The sequence below is a fragment of the Planococcus faecalis genome, from assembly GCF_002009235.1.
In the GTDB taxonomy this organism is placed as follows: Bacteria; Bacillota; Bacilli; order Bacillales_A; family Planococcaceae; genus Planococcus; species Planococcus kocurii.
In genome coordinates this window covers 2,400,147-2,421,339 of sequence record NZ_CP019401.1, presented here as the reverse complement: position 1 = coordinate 2,421,339, position 21,193 = coordinate 2,400,147, and the positions used below count along the sequence as shown (strand labels likewise).

Here is a 21,193-nt window from a genome sequence, read left to right as displayed (position 1 = left end):
GGGCGATCCGAATGAAACGCAATAAGTATTTAAAAGTTGTCGGAGACATCAAAGACCGCGGACGCATCAAGTGGACTGCGTTAATGTTACCCGAGCATATTGAAATGATTCGGGAATGGTATGCCAAAGATGAACAAGTACCGAAGCCACAGTTAACTGAAGACGATTTGCAGCTGCTTCAAGAAGAAATGGATATTGCGTTAAAGCGACAATGTGAAGTGGTAATTCAAAGTTGGAAAGAAGGTGTCATCCATGAGTACCGTGGAACAATTGAAGGCATTGATGTAAGAAGTAGAGTGCTAATTTGTGTGGAGTCAGAGAAAAAGTATAGGTTACCGATCGATGAAGTGGTTGCGATTGTCATGGTGGATTGACGTTCAATCGAGTGCCACGAAAGGTACTGAATTACAACAAACCCTTTGAGGCATTCATGAATTTTTTGCCGCGTTCGACTTGAATTGACAATTTACATATTTATAGGCTATTGGATATGATAAAGTAAAAGAAAAAAGGAGGTAATATGAGTGAAGAAAATTATAGTGTTCGTTGTGCTATTACTTATGCTTAGTGGTATTTTTACTAATCAATCCTTAGCAGCTACTAATTTAAAGGATGTAGAGAAAAGTAATCGCTTTTATAATGAGATTCAATATCTTATTAAAGAAAAGGTGATTTCAGGTTTTCCAGACGGTACTTTTCGTCCGAAAAGTAATGTCACAAGAGCGCAAGCGGCAATCATGATAGGGAGAGCTATGGGCTACGATGGAAAACAAAGAAATACAAGCTTTTCAGATGTAAGCTCTTCAAAAATTGCAAGTGGCTATATTGCTGAAGCTACTGAAAACTCTTTAATATCGGGGTATCCTGATGGAACGTTCAAGCCCGACAAAGTAGTAACAAGAGCAGAAATGGCAATAATATTAAATCGAGCTTTTTTCAATAAGACGATCACGCCTACCGTCTCTTTTAGCGATGTGGGCAAGAAGATGAGCTCATATTATTCTATTATGAATTTAGCTGCGATGGGAATCGTAAGCGGCTATGAAGATGGAACGTTCAAGCCCAATAATAGTTTGAACAGAGAACAGTTTTCTGCTTTTCTGGCAAGAGCATTTAATGATGATTTTATCAAGTCACCTGACAAGACCGAAACGGTGTCACAACAACAAGCGATAAAAAAGGCTAAAAGTTATCTAGAATACACATCATTTTCTAGAAGCGGTTTGATTGCTCAATTAAAATATGAAGGTTTTAGTAATGCAGATGCGACGTATGCTGTGGACAAAATTAATGTGAATTGGAGAGGACAAGCCGTAAAAATGGCCGAAAATTATCTAGAATACACATCATTTTCTAGAAGCGGTTTGATCGCTCAATTAGAATATGAAGGATTCAGTAATGCAGATGCGAAGTATGCTGTGGACAAAATTAATACGAATTGGAGAGAGCAAGCCGTAAAAATGGCTAAAAATTATCTTGAATACACATCCTTTTCAAGGAGCGGTTTGATCGCTCAATTAGAGTTTGAAGGGTTCAGTAATGCAGATGCGACGTATGCTGTGAATGCCGTAGGACTCTAGTAGAAGTATGTAGATAATCGAAAGAATCAACGGTGAATATGAGTAAAGATTTTGGTTACACATATTTTTAATTAATGATGAAAATGTAAGCTATAATATATTCATTTTACGACTTCTAAGTAGAAGTCGTTTTTGATTTCATCAAATTTATTTGTTGGAAGATTGACAATAAGTAATGCTTAATATATACGATAGGATTTTAGAAAATACTAAACTACACAGAACATATGAAGCTCTTTTAACGTTAGTATATAGATTTCTAGGAATTTAAGAGAAAGGTTTAGAAGCTTCTTGTCATCTCTATAGTCTTGCATAGTAAACTTGAATAAAAAAACCACTTCCTCTCTGATTTCAATCAGATAAGGAAGCGGTCTTTGGTAGTGGATTCTTATTCGGTATCCAACCACTACACCATTGAAGTTTGAAAAGTGCCTCAAACCATTGATAGATTAACATGTATGATTCCTACTGGGCTCGAACCAGCGACCTCTACCCTGTCAAGGTAGCGCTCTCCCAGCTGAGCTAAGGAATCTCAATTTCCAGGACAAATATAAGTATAGCTCGTCCGCAGAAAAAGTCAATAGTTTACAAAGAAGAAAAGAAGCCTGTTTAGGGTCATTCGGTTAGTAGCATGTGGCGATTTGTATTGCTACAAGTCGATTAACCTACTGTCCAACACCTTTAAAGCCGGCATTTTTTGCTTCTTGTTCGGAACAGAACCATTCTTCTGGATTGGTTTGCTCGTAAGAAGAGTCGCTTGGCAGGTGGTAGATTTTATTGCCACTGCGGTTTATGTTGCCTTTAATATCGCAGTCGGTAGTTGCTTCTTTAGGGGGCGTGCTCGGAGTGCTAGTTGGTTCTTGTCCGTAAGCTTCCGAGTCAAAGCCGCGGTCTGTTGAATAATTTTCATATTGCCAAATGCCTGTTTGGCTGTCTTTGGCGACTTGCTCTACTTGTTCAAAATCGTCGAGGTAACGTGTGTTTGGGGGAAAGACGTAAGCAACTCTGGCCAGTCCAGATGCTAGCATTTGTTCTTGAACGCTCTCACCATCGACATAAATGTAAGCAAGTAAACGGTCATAATCATCAAAGCGGTCACCGACATCAAATTCAATCGATACATCACCAGATTCGATCAAACGTCTGTTTTCTTCAGTGGCCTCACTACCAAGCGGTTGTTTGCCGAGGCGTGGATGATTGGTTTCGGGTGTGTCTATTAATAGGTAGCGAACCGTCACTTCTTCGCCTTCGTATATAATTTTTATAGTATCGCCATCAATAACTTGCGTTACTTTCACATCAATTTGGTCCGTGGTGCCAGAAGTGTCGGTCGATTCTAACATTCCGCAGCCCGATAGGAATAATACAGCAACTAGCATCAATTTTAGTTTCATCACAATCCCCACTTTCAGTTCTTCATAAGTATATAAATAATTATGTTACCTGGCAATTGGATAACGGCTCTAAGTCGATCGTTCCCGTCGTTAACGCTAAAAAACGGCATAATAAAACGCCTCTTTCAATCAAAAATTGAAAAGGCGCCTTTATGTACGGGAGTGATAGAGTCTAATCCGTTTCCGCAATTAAAGTGTTGTCTCCGCGGGTGATGCTGTTTCAGCGTAATACAAAAGCGATTCTTCCGTGAGACCTTCTAATTTTTCCTTATTAACCCCAACTTCTAATTCACCCGTAAAAATAGTTTCCCACCAATAGGTCTGTTCATTCATTTTATTTCCCCCCTGGTTTTAATTGTATTGTTTGACTATTCTATACCCTTAAAGGTTACACTAATAAACAAATAAGGTAAAAAAGCTGAAAAGCATTAAAAGGAGAGATTTGGCATGATTTCAATTGGCATCATTGGAACAGGAATTGTTGGCGAACGAATTATTAAGCAACTGGAACAAGAACATCATGTGGACATAAAAATAGTTTTTGATCCACAAACAGAGCGTCTTACGCAAATTAGTGAAACTTACGGAATCCCTATGGCGAAATCAGTGGAAGAAGTGCTGCATTCAGACATCAATTGGGTTTATATTGCGACGCCTCCCGCTTTTCACGAAGAAATCGCTGAACGTGCAGCTAGTGCAGGGATTAATATCCTGTGCGAAAAACCATTGGCCCACAATGTTGAAGCTGGCAAAGCGATGGTAAAAACTGTACAAAATAACCGAGTGCAAACTGCCATGCATTTCCCCTTAATGTATAAACCTGCAATTCGTGAAATGGCCAAGCGCATTAAGGAAGGCGATATCGGAAAAATTGTCCGAATCGAACTTCAAACTTTTTTCCCAGACTGGCCGAGGTTATGGCAACAAAATCCGTGGATTGGTTCAAGGAGCCAAGGTGGATTTGTTCGTGAAGTGTTCCCTCATTATTTTCAATTAATGCATCGTCTCTTTGGAGCATTGTCGTTTACATCTCATCATATTACCTATCCAGAACAAGCGGATAAATGCGAAACTGGACTCATTGCACACGGACTTACCGAAGCAAAAATTCCTTTTTTACTGACAGGGATTAGCAATATTGGTCAAAAAGAATTATTGCAGTTTAAAGTGTATGGAGAACAGGGCGTGCTGACTCTAGAAAACTGGACAACCCTTTATAAATCAATGTACGGAGAAGACCGTCAATTGATTGAAGAATTTGAAGAAGTCCCGTCGCTGTTTGAAGAAATGAATAACCAGTCTACTTTATTGGTTAATTTCGAAGAAGGATTAATTGTTCAACGCTATATCGATCATTTACTGATGGAATAACTCTTTGTTTTTTCTATAATTCTTTTGGGTAAAGAACTTAAGGTCATTAACTTCGCTTATGCAATGCCAAAATTGCTATACTGAAGAAACTTAGAGGAGGTTGGACAATGAATTTTACAGCAACTGATGTGGAACGCATGATAGAAGAACAACGTGCTTACTTTTATACAGGTGACACGAAACCAGCGGATTTTCGAATTGAACAATTGTACCGCTTAAAAAGCGTGATCCAATCTCATGAAAAAGAGATTATCGATGCTTTGAAAAAAGATTTAGGAAAAAGTGAATTTGAAGCTTATGCAACAGAAGTCGGTTTTGTACTCGATAGCATCGGCAGCATGGCAAAAAATATAGAAGACTGGATGAAGCCTGAACACGTCAAGACACCAATTCATCTTCAGCCGGCTAAAAGCTTTGTTATCCGTGAACCATACGGCTCTGTGTTAATCATTGGGCCTTTCAATTATCCATTCCAATTGGTGATGGAGCCATTAATTGGAGCGATTGTCGGTGGGAATTGTGCGATAGTCAAACCTTCAGAAGCAACACCTCACGTGGCAAAAGTAATTGGTACTATAATTGAAGAAGCATTTCCTTCTTACTATGTTCGTGCAGTCGAAGGCGAACGTGAAGAAGTAACCGCATTGATTCATGCCTCATTTGATTATATTTTCTTTACCGGCAGTGTGAATGTCGGAAAAGTCATCATGAAAGCTGCATCCGAGCGCTTAACGCCGATTACCTTAGAACTCGGAGGCAAAAGCCCGGCGATTGTCGACCAAACAGCGAACCTGGAACTTGCTGCAAAACGAATTGCTTGGGGGAAACTGATGAATACCGGTCAGACATGTGTGGCACCTGATTATATTTGTGTACACGAATCGGTTAAAGAAGAATTCCTGAAAATTTTAACGAAAACAATAAAAGGCTTTTACGGCAAAGATGCACAACAGAGTCCTGATTTTGGGCGGATCGTCAACACTCAACATTTTGATCGATTGACTGAAATTATTCGCAAAGAAGCGGGACAAATTATTTATGGCGGCAATACGGATCGCAATGACTTGTATATCGAACCGGTCCTTCTAAACAATGTTAGCTGGGACAGTCCCTCTATGGAAGACGAGATTTTTGGTCCGATTTTACCAATTATTAGCTATACAGACTTGCCGTTATTGTTGCGTCAAATCCGTAACTTGCCGAAACCATTATCGGCGTATTTGTTTTCAGAAAATGAACGTGCGACACAATTTTTCTTAGATCAATTACCATTTGGCGGCGGCTGTATTAACGATACGGTTTCTCATGTGGGTAGCTCTTATTTACCGTTTGGTGGCATCGGAACGTCGGGTATCAATTCCTATCATGGTAAATCCAGCTTTGAAACCTTTACACACGCTAAATCCATCTTGAAGAAATCAACTAAACTATCGACAAATTTACTGTTTCCACCCTACAAAAATAAAGCGAAATGGATCAAGACAGTACTGAAATAAGCGGCCTTCGGGTCGTTTTTTTCGTTTCTGTCTGTCTTACGCTCGTCGAATCTACATGGGCGCCTGCGCTTTTCAGTGTCCAGGCTCCGGCGCCCAGATTCTAGGGTCATAAGCCAACCCAGCTGCGTGGCAAAGAGCGCCACACTGCTGGTCTGTCTTATGCCCGTCGAATCTACATGGGCGCCTGCGCTTTTCATGAATCTGATATGATACTTAGTAAGAGGTGATGGCAATGGCAGAACGCATTTTAATTGTTGAAGATGAAAAAAGCATTGCGCGTGTATTGGAATTGGAATTGAAGTTTGAAGGATATGAAACAGGCGTTGCTCATACAGGATCTGAAGGATTGATTCAGTTCCGGGAGCAGAACTGGGATTTGGTGTTGCTCGATTTGATGTTGCCAGAAATCCACGGCTTGGATGTGTTAAAGCGTATCCGCATATCGGATGCGGCGATTCCGGTTATTTTGCTAACAGCTAAAGACGATGTAAAAGATAAAGTGGCTGGTTTGGATTTAGGTGCCAATGATTATATTACGAAACCGTTTGAGATTGAAGAAGTGCTGGCACGAATTCGTGCGTGTCTGCGCCTATCAAACGGTAATGGAAATTCAGCGCTTCACCGTTTTCATGAGCTGGAAATGAACGAAAGTACGCGGGACGTCAAACGTAACGGACGGATGATTGAATTGACGCCACGGGAATTTGATTTATTGCTGTATTTGATTAAAAACTCACAGCAAGTGCTTAGCCGTGAACAAGTCTTGAATGCGGTGTGGGGCTATGATTATTACGGAGACACCAATGTAATCGACGTTTATATTCGCTATTTGCGGAAGAAAGTAGATTTGGGTGAACGTTCTACGTATATCCAAACCGTTCGTGGAGTGGGCTATGTGTTGAAGGAGCAAAGCCATGAAACTAAAAAATAAAATTCATATTTCCTCCACGTTGTTGATGCTGGTGATTTTGTTAATCTTGGCTTTCGTTATTTATTTTTCATTTAGCCGATTGACGTATTCGACAGAAGTTGAACAGCTTCAGACGGAAACGAACGCACTGGTGGCGAAGTTTAATAATACGGAAACGGAAGATCCAAGTACGGTGCTGCGTGCCTATGTCCCTGTTAATGGGCTTGTGAAAGTTACGACAGCTGATGGTCAACAACTAGCACCTATCCAATCTCCAACGGTAACTGTCAAGCTCCCCGATAAACTAGAAGAGCTGTCGGGCACAATCAACGTGGAAGGCGAGCGCTTTGCTTATGTTAAAGCACCGATTATTTGGACGGATGGCCAAGTGGCAGAAGTTACAGTTGCACAGTCGATGCAGGAAACGACAAAAAACTTGGAGACGCTGCGGCTGGTTTTAGTTGCTGTCACTTTGCTAGCTATGATTCCCGTGATTATTTCGAGTGTCGTTCTAGGAAGAATTGTTACACGGCCGATTACCAATTTGACGACTACCATGACACGCATACAGCGTAACGGTAATTTTGAAAAACTACCGGTAGCAAGCAATTCACACGATGAATTGACTGAGATGGGCAATACCTTCAATGAAATGATGGACTTGTTAGAAGAAAACTATTCCAAGCAAGAAGAATTTGTTTCGAATGCTTCCCACGAACTAAAGACACCGCTAACGGTAATCGGCAGCTATGCCAAACTGCTCCAGCGACAAGGCATGCACGATAAAAAAATTGCGGAGGAAAGTTTGGTAGCCATACGTGCAGAGACCGACCGGATGAAGGTGTTGATCGAGCAATTGCTGCATATTGCTCGCCGAAGCGAATCACAAATGGAATGGATCACTGTAAATGTAGTCGATATACTGGCGCAAACCGTCACGGCCATGAACACATCTTATGATCGTGAGTTCGAGTTGATTACAGCTGAACAGTCACTACCGGTCGTTACAGATGTCTCGAAGTTCAAGCAGCTTCTCTATATTTTGCTGGACAATGCCAGAAAGTATAGCGCTAATAAAATTGAGGTAATCGCTCAAAAAAATGGAGACACCGTTATTCAGATTCGTGATACAGGAATCGGCATTCCAAAAGATGCAGTGCCTTTTGTCTTTGAACGATTTTATCGTGTAGATAAAGCAAGGAACCGAGAAACTGGGGGATTTGGGTTAGGTCTATCATTGGCAAAACAACTGGCTGATTCATTGAAGGTTGAAATTAGTCTGGAGAGCATCGAGCAGTTGGGTACGACAGTAACCATTACTTTCTCAGAGAATTCTAATGTTGCTGATGTACACTTGAAACAGGAGGGATGATGATGCGAAAGTGGATTTTGATGACCTTAGCGACGATTTTACTTGGTGGGTCAGTAATAGCCTTTCTGCTGTTTCCACGCACTTCTCCTGAAATTTCAGAAGAGCAGGCCGAGGAAACGGTAATTAGCTTGTACGGGGGAAGTATTGAACAAACTACAGCCTCTGGAGAAGATTACCAAGTCGAATTCCAACGGACAGATGGACGCTATCTCGCTCTAGTAAACCGACAAAACGGCCAAGTAGAAAGCATGAAACTACTAAAAAAAACGGAAAAAGCTAAAAAATTAACCGAACAACAGGCAGAAAAGATGGCTTTAGAGAAAGTTGAAGGAATAATTGGGAGCAACACCTACAACAAAGATCGAAACGAGTACACCGTTAAAGTCGAGGAAGAAACGCAAGTCTCGACTTTGGTGCTATCTGCTGCAACAGGGGAAGTATTAACAATCAGTAAAGAGCCGGTTCAAGTAGTTCCGTCAGAAGAACCGGATCTCGAGCGGATTATTACACGCAACGAAGCGATTAGACTGGCTAAAAAAACATTGTCAGGAGAAGTTCAAGACGATGAATTCGTGGAGACCGTAGATGGTGGCTATTACTTGATTGAAATTGAGAATGACGAAACGGATCAAGAAGCGACAATTCAAATTCATGCAGTTCGTGGCGATACAATGACAGTCGAATGGGACAATTGACTTGAACGAATCTGCATTCATTTCTCATCAGTTTCTCATCTTGCCTTAATCTTCTACTCAGAAGAAGAGGTTATTGTAAGAGTAACAACAAATGAGGAGGAGAAATTACATGAAGAAATTAGTGTATATTCCAGTAGCAGTCGGGGTTTTAGCTTTTGGAGGCGTTGTAGTAGCCAATTCGGAAACAGCAGCTGTTAATGGCAAAGTGACTGATGACGTACAAGAAGTCGCAACTGAAAAAATGATGAGCACAGAAGAAATTTCAGCGAAAGCGCTTGAACTGGCAAATGGTCGCATTACGGATATTGAATTGGATACAGACGACAAAAGAGCCAATTACGAAGTAGAAATTGATTTTGATGGCTACGAATACGACATTGAATTTGATGCTTATACGGGTGAAGTACTTGAGCAGAAGCGTGAAAAAGACAACGCTGAAAAATCTCAGACAGCTACAGTGGGAGAATTTATTAGTTCTGACGAAGCGATTAAAGCGGCGTTAGCTACAGTGAATGGAACTTTCGAAGGGTTTGAGCTAAAAGCCGAAGAAAATCCTGCTTACTACGAGGTTGAAGTTCAAGATGGACGCATAGAACATGAAGTTGATGTTAATGCTAAAGACGGCTCTATTCTAAACCTTGCTTCAGATGAAGAAGATGATGACCGCGATTAATCAAAACTAAATAAAAACACAAAAGACGAAGGGGCGAAATCAGTTGATTTCGCCCCTTCGTCTTTTAAATTATGACTTTAAAAAAATCCTATTATTTGGCATGCGATAAGACTGAGGGAAATTTAACGAGTGCCACTTTCTTTAATAAGCGGGCAAAATGATTTTTGCGACTGTCCCTAGTCCGGCCGTACTCGATATGGTGAGAGTGCCGTTATGTTCTCGTATAATCTTTTGAGAAACCAATAACCCTAGTCCTGTACCGCTAGCTTTGGTCGTATAAAAAGGTTCGAAAATACCGTCTAAATCTTTTTCGGAAATTCCGATACCTGAATCTTCGAAGCTGATGGAAAACTTATTATGTTTTTCAGAAGTGATTGTTATTCGTATTTTTCCTGGCTGTTCCATTGACTCGACTGCGTTTTTCAATAAATTAATAAAAACTTGTTTTAAATGATGTTCTTCACCGTTGACTTGGAAGTCTTCTTGCCATTCTTTTTTTAATTCAATGCCGTTCAGATTAAGTTCAGAACCGAACAAGGTAAGAATATCTTCCAATGCTTGCTGAATACTAAACTTTTTTTGTGTGACGGCTTGTGGTTTGGCAAGCACTAAAAACTCACTAATGATCAAGTTGATCCGGTCTAATTCGGATTGAATCAGTTCGGTATATTCCGGAAAAAGATGCTTCGGATCGCGATGCATCATTTGGATAAAGCCAGAGATGACGGTCATGGGATTTCTAATTTCATGAGCGACACCAGCTGCAATTTCGCCTGCAAGCTTGAGTTTTTCAGATTGTAAAATCAGTTTGTCGGATTCTTTTTGGTAGCTGATGTCGCGAGAAATGATGGATGTCGCTACTACTTTTTGGGAATGGTCAAAAATAGGTGACAAGGTGATTAACGCGTGAAAGCGGCTGCCATCTTTTCGAAGATCTATTGTTTCTAAGAGAGAGTAACTTTTTCCTTGCTGAACATCCAATGTGCGTCTCTCGACGTCTTCTTTCATGTCCTGTGGATAAAGTGGCAAGGTGTTTCCTATGCATTCTTCAGAGGTCCAACCGTACAATTCTTCAAAAGCAGGGTTGACTGCGATGATTTTATTGTTTGGATCGAAAACAGCGATAGCATCTTTGGCTGTTTCAAAAAATAACTGTAAGTAACCTTCTTTGGATAACAAAGCTTTTTCCATCGATGCATTAGTTAGTTCTAGCTGCTTCCAATAGCGACTAAAGTAAATACTATGAAGCAAGGTAATCGATAATATCGATAGTATAAAAATAACGATGGATAATTGTGTGTAAGAAAAAGGATTTCCAGTATCAAAGCGGTCAAACAGTGTTGATAGGAGTGTGAATTCAATGGCAGTTGCTAAGCCGAGGATAAGAATAAGTTTGGTATCATTGTACAAAGCAGAAATAATAATTGGTACGACAAAATAAATAAGTGTAATAGGAGACAAAGATTCAACGTTCAAAATGAAGATGTACAGATTCATAGCAAAAAGAATAGCATACTGCAAGGTGCGTTCTTTCATTTTAGACATAGCCAAAAGAAATAAAAAATAACTGGAAATTCCGAAAAGCGGAGAAACCACTGCTGTATTTGTTTCTATTAATTGATTGAGCAAAAAATGGAAAATACTTAAAAATCCGAATACATGAATGAACAATTGGCTTCTTTTGCGATTAATAATCTTGCTTTCCATAAGTCACCTCAGCGTTTTGCTTTAAAATGATATCAGTCCTACTTAGAAAGTTATGAATAGTGAGTACAGTCCTAATTGGGTATATTGTGACTAAAATGACGCGTCTAACTAATTTTTTTAGCTAACTAATACTATAATACTATAAGACGGGACTGTGCGAACATCATTGATTTTGATATGATTAAAGAACCGAGGAGTGGTAGAGATGACTTATCAATGGAACCAAAACGAAACAATCGATTTGTTAAAAGAATTAGTGGAAATTCCAAGTCCATCTGGATACACCATGAATGTTATGTCAAAAATTCGTACTGCATTGACACAGTGGAATGTGGAGTATGAGACGACTCATAAGGGAGCAGTCATTGCGACGATCCCAGGAAAGAATCAACAGCAGCACCGTTTGCTGACAGCGCATGTCGATACGCTTGGAGCTATGGTGAAAGAAATCAAGTCGAGCGGTCGTTTAAAACTATCGTTAGTTGGCGGTTTTAAATTCAATGCAATTGAAGGTGAAAATTGCCTCGTACATAAAGCGGACGGTTCAACAGTTTCTGGAACAATCCTTTTACATCAAACGACTGTGCATGTTTATAAAGATGCCGGTACAGCAGAACGTAGTGCAGACAATATGGAAGTGCGTCTAGATGAAAAAGCATTTTCGAAAGAACAAGTGAAGAACTTAGGTATTGAAGTAGGAGATTTTGTTTCTTTTCAACCAAGATTTGAAGCGACAGCGTCAGGTTATATTAAATCTCGTCATTTAGATGACAAGGCAAGTACCGCGCTACTGCTTCAATTGGTAAAACATTTTAGTGAAACGGGAGAGCAGCTGCCCTATACAACACATTTTTATATTTCAAACAATGAAGAAATCGGTTACGGTGGAAACTCCAGCATTCCGAAAGAAACACAGGAATATATCGCTGTTGATATGGGAGCTATTGGAGACGGCCAAGAGTCGGATGAGTACACGGTTTCCATTTGTGCAAAAGACTCAAGTGGTCCTTACCATTATGGACTGACACGCCATTTAATTTCTTTGGCGCAAACCAATGCAATCGATTATAAAGTGGATATTTATCCTTATTATGGATCAGACGCGTCAGCTGCCATCAGTGCAGGACATGATGTGAAGCATGCTTTGTTTGGTCCTGGAATTGAAGCTTCCCATTCATATGAACGTACGCATACAGATTCATTACAAGCGGCAGCAGCATTGCTTTATGCATACGTGCTGTCTTCAATGGTTTCTTAAGAGTTAGGAGAGTGTTTTCATGAACAGCAAAGAGTTACTTACAGCCATTCCGTATAAGCAGATTAAAGGTGCCTTGCCTGATCGCATTGAGCATTTAACTATAGATTCACGTGATATTAAAAAAGATTCAATTTTTGTTTGCATCACTGGCTACACAGTAGATGGCCATGATTTTGCCCAACAAGCGGCAGACCAAGGAGCAGCAGTCATTGTAGCAGAAAAACCTTTAACAATAGATAATGCAACAGTGATTCTTGTCGAAAGTACGTCACGAACATTGGGACTTCTAGCTGCTAAATTTTACGATTATCCTTCTAAGCTTCTTCACATGATTGGAGTTACCGGAACTAATGGCAAAACGAGTGTGGCTGGTATTCTGCATTCGATGCTAATGGAATTAGGCGAGAAATCGGCAATGACGGGGACGATCGGCTTTAACTTGAATGGCCAATTGCATCCATCAGCTAATACGACAAATGATGTATTGACGACACAACAGATGATTGCGCGTGCGCGTGACGAAGATTGTTCGCATATGACGATGGAAGTTTCGTCGCACGGTTTAATTTTGGGTCGTTTAGCTGGTGTAGAGTTTGATACGGCTATCTTTACTAATTTGACACACGATCATTTAGATTTTCACGGAACGATGGAAGAATACGGTCATGCCAAAGCGTTATTATTTTCACAGCTTGGCCAGGATGTAGCCAATCAAAAGCAAGCCATCTTAAATGCGGACGATCCGTGGTCTAGTGAAATAGCAAAAATGACGCCTCATCCGGTGTACACATACAGCATTCAAAATGATGCACAATTCCGAGCAAAAGATATTCAATTGGCGCATACAGGAACTACGTTCACCTTGCATTGTCCTGCAGGCCAGTTTCCGGTAGCGATGAAACTGCTCGGTGAATTTAATGTTTCTAATGCGTTAGCTGCGATTGCCGCTTTATACGCAGAAGGCTATAAGTTAGATGAAATCTTACAAGCACTTGCGGCAATTGCGCCGGTAGAAGGTCGCATGCAAAAAGTGGAAGTTGAAGCACCTGTATCGATTTTTATTGATTATGCGCATACACCTGATGCGATTGAAAAAGCAATTGAAGCCGTTCAAGATTTTAAAAAGAATCGCATTATTTTTCTTGTTGGAACGGGTGGAAATCGTGATAAGACTAAACGTCCGATTATGGCTGAAAAAGCATCGGTTGCTGATTATGTGGTCTTGACAACAGATGACCCACGCGATGAAACGTACGACAGTATTTTAGAAGACCTGAAAAGTGGCATGACACATGAGCAGTTTGCTTGTATCGGTGACCGTGCAGAAGCAGTTAAGCATGCTGTTCAGCAAGCAGAGAGTGGCGACATTATTATTCTTGCTGGAAAAGGGCATGAAGATTATCAAATTATCGGCAACACCAAATACCCACACAGTGATAAAGAAATCGCGATACAAGAAGCATTGAAGAAGTTTTAGTGGAAAAGGAGCCTCCAACGGCTTCTTTTTTCTGTAGACGTTAAAATTCCTTGTTTTTTTCAGGTTCGTTCTCTAAGATGAAGAGAGTAGATTAAAGGAGCGTATAAACATGTCAGACCAATTAACGAATGAAATTCAAAATAGAAGAACTTTCGCTATCATTTCCCACCCGGATGCCGGTAAAACGACCTTAACCGAAAAACTATTATTATTCGGTGGAGCTATTCGTGATGCGGGAACAGTTAAAGGAAAGAAAAGCGGCAAGTTCGCAACATCCGATTGGATGGAAATTGAAAAACAACGTGGCATTTCTGTAACTTCTTCCGTTATGCAATTTGATTATGCCGGACATCGTGTCAATATTCTTGACACACCAGGACACCAAGATTTCAGTGAAGATACGTACCGTACATTGATGGCTGTTGATAGTGCAGTCATGATTATTGATGTTGCCAAAGGAATTGAAGCGCAAACTGTTAAGCTTTTTAAAGTCTGCAAAATGCGTGGCATTCCAATTTTCACCTTTATCAACAAAATGGATCGTCAAGGGAAAGAGCCATTAGAATTAATGGAAGAACTTGAAGAAGTACTTGGCATTCAATCTTATGCCATGAATTGGCCAATCGGTATGGGGAAAGAATTTCTTGGAATTTATGACCGTTTTAACAAACGCATTGAACCGTTTCGTTCAGCAGGAGATCGCTTTCTTGAACTTGATGAAAACGGCAAAATGATCGAAGAACATGAAATGAAAAAAACTTCTTATTATACACAGGCAATGGACGATATTGAGTTATTGGATGAAGCCGGTAATGACTTTTCGATTGATCGTGTAAAAAAAGGTGAATTGACGCCAGTATTTTTCGGTAGTGCATTGGCTAACTTTGGTGTGCAAACGTTTTTGGAAACCTATTTGCAATTTGCTCCTTCCCCGCAGCCGCGTATTACGCAACAAGAGGAAATAGTTGATCCAGTGGACATGCCGTTTTCAGGATTTATCTTTAAAATCCAAGCCAATATGAATCCTGCTCACCGCGACCGAATTGCTTTTGTACGGATCGTGTCTGGTAAATTTGAACGAGGAATGACTGTTACTTTAGCGCGTACCGGAAAAACGATTAAACTATCACAAACTACACAGTTTTTAGCAGATGACCGCGAAATGGTTAATGAAGCCGTAGCTGGCGATATTATCGGGTTACACGATGTAGGAAATTACCAAATTGGTGATACAATTACAAGTGGCAAGAAATTCGAGTTTGAAAGTTTGCCGCAGTTTACCCCAGAGCTTTTTGTGAAAGTAACGGCTAAAAACGTTATGAAACAAAAACATTTCCATAAAGGGATTCTTCAATTAGTTCAAGAAGGCGCGATTCAGTACTACAAAACGCTTCATCTAGAAGAAGTTATTTTAGGGGCTGTCGGACAACTTCAGTTTGAAGTATTCGAACACCGTATGAAAAATGAGTATAACGTAGATGTGCGTATGGAGCCGGTTGGTAACAAAATTGCACGTTGGATTGAAAATGAGGAAGATGTGAAAGAATCGATGTCAAGTGGGCGTTCAATGCTTGTGCGTGACCGTTTCGATCGATACGTCTTTTTATTCGAGAATGAGTTTGCGACACGTTGGTTCCAAGATAAAAATCCTAATATTCGACTATATAGTTTGTTATAAAAAACCTGCTACTAGCGGGTTTTTTTTTGAGTAAAAAAGTGGCAGATAAGTGAACAAGCTCTGTTAAATTTGCGGTTATAAAGGATTTTTCTTATGATAGAAGAACACAGTAAAGAGAGGGTTTGAAAAGATGAGAATAAGTGATTTTTCGATAAAAAGGCCCGTCTTTACATTGGTCATCATGTTTTTGATCATTATTCTTGGGGCGGTATCATTTACACGAATTCCGATTACGTTGATCCCTGAACTTAACCCGCCGATTGGTGTCGTGGTAACTAATTATCCAGGTGCTAGTCCGACAGAAGTAAGTGAAAAAGTAACAAAGCCTTTAGAAGCAAATTTGGCGACATTGCCGGGTATCAAATCGATTCAATCGAATAGCCAAGAAGGCTCGAATTTTATCTTGCTGGAATTTGATTGGTCAACAGATATAGATGATGTCCAATCAGATATCGCACAAAGAATTGATCAAACGCCGATTCCAGACGATTCGAATGATCCGCGCTTTTTAAAGTTCGATCCTTCTCAATTCCCCATCTTGCAGTTGTCTTTGCGTTCAAGTGATCCGGATGCAGACGTGCGAGTGATTGCCGAAGAATTAGAGACAGAACTTCGTCAAACAGACGGGGTAGCAAGTGTCAATGTTTCAGGTTCTTTAATAGAGGAAATTCAAATTGAATTAGATCAGGCAGCACTTGAAGAAAAAGGCTTGCAGCAATCGGACGTTGTTCAGCTGATTCAAGCAAACAATATTTCTTTACCTGGGGAACCGATTGAGACCGAAAATGGTCGAAACCTAACAACCCGCATTATTAGTACACTGACTAATGTGGAGGAAATACAGGACCTGGTTTTGACTATCGATCCGATAGACGGCAATAATGTCACAATCGGTGATGTAGCAAAGGTTGGTATTAGTGAACGTGAAAGTAGCAGTGAAACGAGAACAAATGAAGAGCCAGCTGTCCTACTGTCTGCTCTTCAGGAATCTCAAGCAAATACAGCAGAAGTTTCAGACGCATTCCAAGAAAGGCTAGATGAGCTGCTCAGTGAAGAGCGCTTTGAAGGCGTGGAGGCAGATATTCTGTTTGACCAAGGAGACTATGTCAAACTGGCTATCGGTAATATTGGACAGACACTGATTCTAGGCGGAATTTTTGCCATGCTAGTTCTATTCTTTTTCCTACGTGGCATTAAAAGTCCAATCATTATCGGTGTAGCGATTCCTTATTCTGTTATCGTTACATTTGTTCTTATGTTTTTCGCCGATTTTGCTTTGAATATTTTAACTCTAGGGGCACTAGCGTTGGGAATTGGAATGCTAGTGGATAACGCCATTGTCGTTATCGAAAATATTGAACGCCATTTGGCGATGGGCAAAAACGCCAAAAAGGCTGCTTCTGAAGGTTCAAAAGAAGTAGCAGGTGCAATTATTGCTTCAACACTTACGACTGTAGCGGTTTTCATACCGGTTATTTTTATCTCCGGATTGATTGGAGAAATTTTCTTTGAATTTGCTTTGACGATATCCTTTAGCCTTTTTGCATCGTTGGCAGTCGCTTTGACCGTTATACCGATGATGGCATCAAGGATGTTGGGTAAGCCTGGTACAAAACCGAAAGTCCAGAGAGATACTTCTAGAAGTGTCAAAGCATTTGAAGGATCGGTCGTTTGGGCTTTGCGCCATAGAATTATCGTGTTGTTTACAGCACTGGTATTACTAGTGGTAGGTGCTTTTGGCATCATGCAAGTCGGCACAGAATTTATTCCGGCAACAGACGAAGGGTTTGTCAGTGTTTCTGTAGAACTGGAAAATGGTTCTTCAAGAGCAGCGACAGATGAAGTAGTCAATCTGATAGAAGAAGAATTGAAACTTGAAGAAGATGTCGATGTGTACGTTAGCCTAATTGGCTCGACTCAACAGGGACAAGCGCAAGGATCTGCGGAAACAAATGTTGCTGAAATTTACGTGAAATTGGTAGATTTAGCAGATCGGGATCGTTCGGTTTTTGATTTTGTAGATGACGTACAGCCTCGAGTTCTGGAAACGGTAGGAGAGCGTGCGTTAGTCAGCTTTAACTTGCAGACAGCAGCCGGTTCTTCGCCAAATACGTTATCCTTTACTGTAACGGATACAGACCGTTCAAGACTGGACAAAGCGGTCGTCGATATTGAAGCGGCATTAACCGAACTTCCTGAAGTAACAGAGTTGACGAATGATCGTCAAGAAACTATTGATGAAATCCAGATGACTATCGACCGCGAGGCGGCTACTGAATATGGCCTGCCACCGGTCCAAATAGCTCAATCTGTCAATAACATTACACGAGGTGTTTTAGCTACTCAGGTATTGGCTGAAAATGATGAAGTTCTCAGTGTCTATGTGGCTTATGAAGAAGGGGAAAGAAACAGTCTTGAAAAACTACGCACTTTATCTCTTCGGACACCTGCAGGCGAATTTGTGGAACTCCAGGAGTTAGCTGAAATTGAAGTTGCTCAAGGTCCTGTGAGTATTCAACGTGTAGATCAGGCAGATAGCGTTTCTTTCACGTTGCAACATCAATCGAGTATTACACTAGGTGACATGTCTGATAAAGTCGACGTCGCAATTGAAGAGTTAGAGTTGGATGATAACACACTGATTTCGTTTGGCGGGGACCGGGAATTACTGGATAACTCGATCAATGATATGTTACTTGCCGTCATGCTTGCAGTGGTGCTTGTCTATATTGTAATGGCTGCACAATTTGAATCGTTCAAGTATCCACTAGTTATTATGTTCACGGTGCCATTGATGGCAATCGGCGTAGCAATCGCACTGTTCGTTACGCAGACGCCGGTTAGCATTACTGCTGTCATTGGATTGCTTGTTCTGGTGGGTATTGTCGTTAATAATGGGATTGTGCTGGTTGATTATATCAATCAACGAAAAGAGGATGGCATGGATTCCTATGATGCCATTATTACCTCGGTTCATGATCGCCGCCGTCCGATTCTGATGACAGCATTAACAACTATTTTGGGCTTATTGCCTCTAGCAATTGGTATCGGCGAAGGTACTGAAATTAATCAGCCGATGGGTATTACCGTTATTGGTGGGCTTATCAGTTCAACTTTACTGTCACTTTATATCGTGCCAATTGTCTATAGTCTATTCGATCGACAAACAAGAAGAATGAATAAAAAGTAAGCCTTCGGGTTTACTTTTTTTTTACTTTATAAGGTGAATGTCAAAGAAACTTTTCGTAATAGAGGGAGCTCAGTGAATTATTTTCTTACTTATCAAACATATTGATGGAAAATTTAGTATGATTTAAAAAAGGGGTTGAAGTTATGAAAGAAGTTGTGTTTACTGGTTTTCCTGGATTTATTGCGAGTCAATTGATGTACAAACATGCACAGCAAAATAAAGCGATTTCTGCCATTATCCTATCGTCGGAACGAACAAAGGCAGAAAAAGAAGCCAAGCGAATCGAAAAAGAAACAAATTGTCGAACGATCCAGCTGATTGAAGGAGATATCACTATTAGTGGATTAAATCTTACAAAGGCTGATAAAGAGTATTTACAGGAGAAAGAGGTGACATTCTGGCATCTTGCAGCTATTTATGACTTGGCAGTTCCAAGAGATTTGGCATGGAAAGTCAATGTGGAAGGAACTCGTCATGTGAATGAATTCGTTTCAGAATTGCCAAGTGTAGAACGCTATGTTTACTTCAGTACAGCCTATGTAGCTGGAAATCGACAAGGAACTATTTATGAAGACCAATTGCAACGACCAGAAGCGTTTAAAAACTTTTACGAAGAAACGAAGTTCGAAGCAGAACTACTAGTAAATGAGATGAAGAAACAAGTACCTGTCACAATTATTCGACCAGGCATTGTCCGTGGACATTCGATTACAGGGGAAACCATTAAATTTGATGGTCCATACTTTTTCTTGAATTTAATTGATCGAGTAAAATTTCTACCAATTATTCCATTCGTTGGACGTTCCAAATCGTATCTAAATGTCGTGCCGATCGATTATATTTTGGAAGCATCGATGTATCTTAGTGAATTGGCAGCCGCTGCCGGACAAACTGTTCATTTAACGGATCCCAATCCCCATCCTGTGGAAGAAATATATCGTGGTATGGTCCATTTGATGACAGGGAAAAATCCCAAAGGACGAGTGCCTCATAGCTTAGCGAAGATGTCTTTGTCTATTGGTTTCGTAAGAAGAGGGGTGGGTGTCGAAATTGAAACCTTAGATTATTTAACGTGGTCAGCTGATTTTGATACACAAAAAGCGGAAAATTTATTGGCAGGAAGCGGTATTTACTGTGCAGATTTTATAGCGACTATGCCTGCAATGGTTGAATTTTACAACGTACATAAAAATGACAAAAAATTTCAAATTGCTATCCGTTAAACTTTCTTTGGATTTGAAATGATGCTATACTAACATTACAACTCAATACACTTTGACTTTCAGTCAAGGGGGAGTAGCTATAGGGAAACCTATTTCACAGTCGTCAATACATGGTTAGTAGCCATCGGTTGTGATAGCAAACGAAATTTGCTTAGCGAGACCTTTGCCTTTATTTAGGCAAGGGTCTTTTTTGTTGGCAAAAAACAGGAGGAGAAAGCAGAATGGAAGCAGTTTTATTAGAATATGCTTGGGTACTACTCGTTTTAGTAGGACTTGAAGGATTATTAGCTGCAGATAATGCAGTAGTTATGGCGGTAATGGTTAAGCATTTACCGAAAGCACAACAGAAAAAAGCGTTGTTTTATGGATTGGTAGGAGCATTCGTGTTCCGTTTTGCAGCCTTATTCATGATCACGTTGCTCGTAAATATCTGGCAGATCCAAGCACTTGGAGCAGCTTACTTATTGTTCATTTCAATTAAGAGTCTCTACGATCAACGCAAGGGAGATACAGATGAAATCCTTGAAGGCGTTGATGGTAAACCTGAGAAAAAAGGTTCAGGTTTCTGGATGACGGTATTGAAAGTGGAATTAGCCGATATTGCTTTTGCTATCGACTCAATGTTAGCAGCAGTAGCTTTAGCAGTTACATTGCCACATTTAAATGTTTTTGGCGTTAATGACATTGGTGGCATTAACTCAGGTCAGTTTATGGTTATGCTGGCCGGTGGATTGATCGGTGTAATCATTATGCGATTTGCGGCACATAAATTCGTACAATTGCTTGAGAAATACCCGCAACTTGAAACAGCAGCGTTTGTTATTGTTGGATGGGTTGGAGTAAAGTTGCTAGTGATGACTTTATCTCACGAAAACGTCGGTATCTTGCCTACTGACTTCCCACACTCTACAGGCTGGACATTGGTCTTCTGGTCAGTATTACTCGGCATTGTCGTGGTAGGCGGAATCCTTGGAGTCAAGCAGAACAGAGAGCAAGCTAAAGAACAAGAAGTAAAATAAAAACGGTTTTAAAGAATAAAAGCTGGGGTTGTCACATCAGCCTCTATCATAAAACAGACGGAGAAAAAGGAACTCTTTTTCTCTGTCTGTTTTTTTGTAGTGCCGCAGAGAACGAAGAAAATAGCATGGTTGATGACAATGAAGACGGTG

The 21,193-nt window shown here is 40.4% G+C and carries 17 protein-coding genes and 1 tRNA gene; 14 read left to right on the top strand and 4 right to left on the bottom strand.

Annotation, left to right across the window (positions count from 1 at the left end; translation table 11 throughout):
• Positions 1 to 11: 11 nt before the first annotated feature.
• Together AJGP001_RS12225 and AJGP001_RS12220 are read left to right on the top strand one after the other, a co-directional pair.
• A complete protein-coding gene (locus AJGP001_RS12225) occupies positions 12 to 374 on the top strand; it encodes a YolD-like family protein (RefSeq protein WP_058384765.1) in 363 nt (120 codons plus the stop codon).
• 150 nt (positions 375 to 524) lie between these two features.
• A complete protein-coding gene (locus AJGP001_RS12220; protein ID WP_071153557.1) occupies positions 525 to 1,580 on the top strand; it encodes an S-layer homology domain-containing protein in 1,056 nt (351 codons plus the stop codon).
• Between the two features lie 459 nt (positions 1,581 to 2,039).
• Here AJGP001_RS12220 and AJGP001_RS12215 read toward each other — a convergent pair.
• From AJGP001_RS12215 to AJGP001_RS17545, 3 genes are all read right to left on the bottom strand, one after another.
• A tRNA-Val gene (locus AJGP001_RS12215) sits at positions 2,040 to 2,112 on the bottom strand.
• 133 nt (positions 2,113 to 2,245) lie between these two features.
• Positions 2,246 to 2,974 (bottom strand): thermonuclease family protein, encoded by a 729-nt coding sequence (locus AJGP001_RS12210; RefSeq protein ID WP_078080594.1) that lies wholly within the window; start codon positions 2,972 to 2,974, stop codon positions 2,246 to 2,248.
• Positions 2,975 to 3,163: 189 nt separating this feature from the next.
• Positions 3,164 to 3,307 (bottom strand): hypothetical protein, encoded by a 144-nt coding sequence (locus AJGP001_RS17545; RefSeq protein ID WP_169793183.1) that lies wholly within the window; start codon positions 3,305 to 3,307, stop codon positions 3,164 to 3,166.
• 114 nt (positions 3,308 to 3,421) lie between these two features.
• Between AJGP001_RS17545 and AJGP001_RS12205 the strand changes: the two genes are divergently transcribed.
• The 6 genes from AJGP001_RS12205 (at position 3,422) to AJGP001_RS12180 (ending at position 9,491) form a co-directional block, all read left to right on the top strand.
• Positions 3,422 to 4,345, top strand: a complete 924-nt coding sequence (locus AJGP001_RS12205; RefSeq protein ID WP_078080593.1) for a Gfo/Idh/MocA family protein — start codon at positions 3,422 to 3,424, stop codon at positions 4,343 to 4,345.
• A 107-nt stretch (positions 4,346 to 4,452) separates the two neighbouring features.
• Positions 4,453 to 5,841: an aldehyde dehydrogenase gene (locus AJGP001_RS12200; RefSeq protein WP_078080592.1), complete on the top strand. Its 1,389-nt coding sequence runs from the start codon at positions 4,453 to 4,455 to the stop codon at positions 5,839 to 5,841.
• A gap of 232 nt (positions 5,842 to 6,073) precedes the next feature.
• Positions 6,074 to 6,772: a response regulator transcription factor gene (locus AJGP001_RS12195; RefSeq protein ID WP_058384769.1), complete on the top strand. Its 699-nt coding sequence runs from the start codon at positions 6,074 to 6,076 to the stop codon at positions 6,770 to 6,772.
• The gene (locus AJGP001_RS12190) at positions 6,756 to 8,123 is read left to right on the top strand and encodes a HAMP domain-containing sensor histidine kinase (RefSeq protein WP_078080591.1); all 1,368 of its coding nucleotides are present in this window, start codon (positions 6,756 to 6,758) and stop codon (positions 8,121 to 8,123) included. The genes AJGP001_RS12195 and AJGP001_RS12190 overlap by 17 nt, the downstream gene beginning before the upstream one ends.
• Positions 8,124 to 8,125: 2 nt before the next feature.
• Positions 8,126 to 8,818, top strand: a complete 693-nt coding sequence (locus AJGP001_RS12185; protein WP_078080590.1) for a PepSY domain-containing protein — start codon at positions 8,126 to 8,128, stop codon at positions 8,816 to 8,818.
• 109 nt (positions 8,819 to 8,927) lie between these two features.
• The gene (locus AJGP001_RS12180) at positions 8,928 to 9,491 is read left to right on the top strand and encodes a PepSY domain-containing protein (RefSeq protein WP_071153560.1); all 564 of its coding nucleotides are present in this window, start codon (positions 8,928 to 8,930) and stop codon (positions 9,489 to 9,491) included.
• 141 nt (positions 9,492 to 9,632) lie between these two features.
• On the opposite strand, the gene AJGP001_RS12175 is transcribed toward AJGP001_RS12180, so the two are convergent.
• Positions 9,633 to 11,198, bottom strand: a complete 1,566-nt coding sequence (locus AJGP001_RS12175) for an ATP-binding protein (protein ID WP_078080588.1) — start codon at positions 11,196 to 11,198, stop codon at positions 9,633 to 9,635.
• Between the two features lie 205 nt (positions 11,199 to 11,403).
• Here AJGP001_RS12175 and AJGP001_RS12170 point away from each other — a divergent pair, with 205 nt between their 5' ends.
• From AJGP001_RS12170 to AJGP001_RS12145, 6 genes are all read left to right on the top strand, one after another.
• A complete protein-coding gene (locus AJGP001_RS12170; protein ID WP_078080587.1) occupies positions 11,404 to 12,456 on the top strand; it encodes a M42 family metallopeptidase in 1,053 nt (350 codons plus the stop codon).
• Between the two features lie 19 nt (positions 12,457 to 12,475).
• On the top strand, positions 12,476 to 13,933 hold the full coding sequence (locus AJGP001_RS12165) for a UDP-N-acetylmuramoyl-L-alanyl-D-glutamate--2,6-diaminopimelate ligase (protein ID WP_078080586.1): 1,458 nt from the start codon (positions 12,476 to 12,478) through the stop codon (positions 13,931 to 13,933).
• 109 nt (positions 13,934 to 14,042) lie between these two features.
• Positions 14,043 to 15,611: a peptide chain release factor 3 gene (locus tag AJGP001_RS12160; RefSeq protein WP_058384776.1), complete on the top strand. Its 1,569-nt coding sequence runs from the start codon at positions 14,043 to 14,045 to the stop codon at positions 15,609 to 15,611.
• 130 nt (positions 15,612 to 15,741) lie between these two features.
• Positions 15,742 to 18,801 (top strand): efflux RND transporter permease subunit, encoded by a 3,060-nt coding sequence (locus AJGP001_RS12155; RefSeq protein ID WP_071153561.1) that lies wholly within the window; start codon positions 15,742 to 15,744, stop codon positions 18,799 to 18,801.
• A gap of 143 nt (positions 18,802 to 18,944) precedes the next feature.
• Positions 18,945 to 20,024 (top strand): SDR family oxidoreductase, encoded by a 1,080-nt coding sequence (locus tag AJGP001_RS12150; protein ID WP_071153562.1) that lies wholly within the window; start codon positions 18,945 to 18,947, stop codon positions 20,022 to 20,024.
• A 221-nt stretch (positions 20,025 to 20,245) separates the two neighbouring features.
• On the top strand, positions 20,246 to 21,043 hold the full coding sequence (locus AJGP001_RS12145) for a TerC family protein (RefSeq protein WP_058384779.1): 798 nt from the start codon (positions 20,246 to 20,248) through the stop codon (positions 21,041 to 21,043).
• Positions 21,044 to 21,193 lie beyond the last annotated feature (150 nt).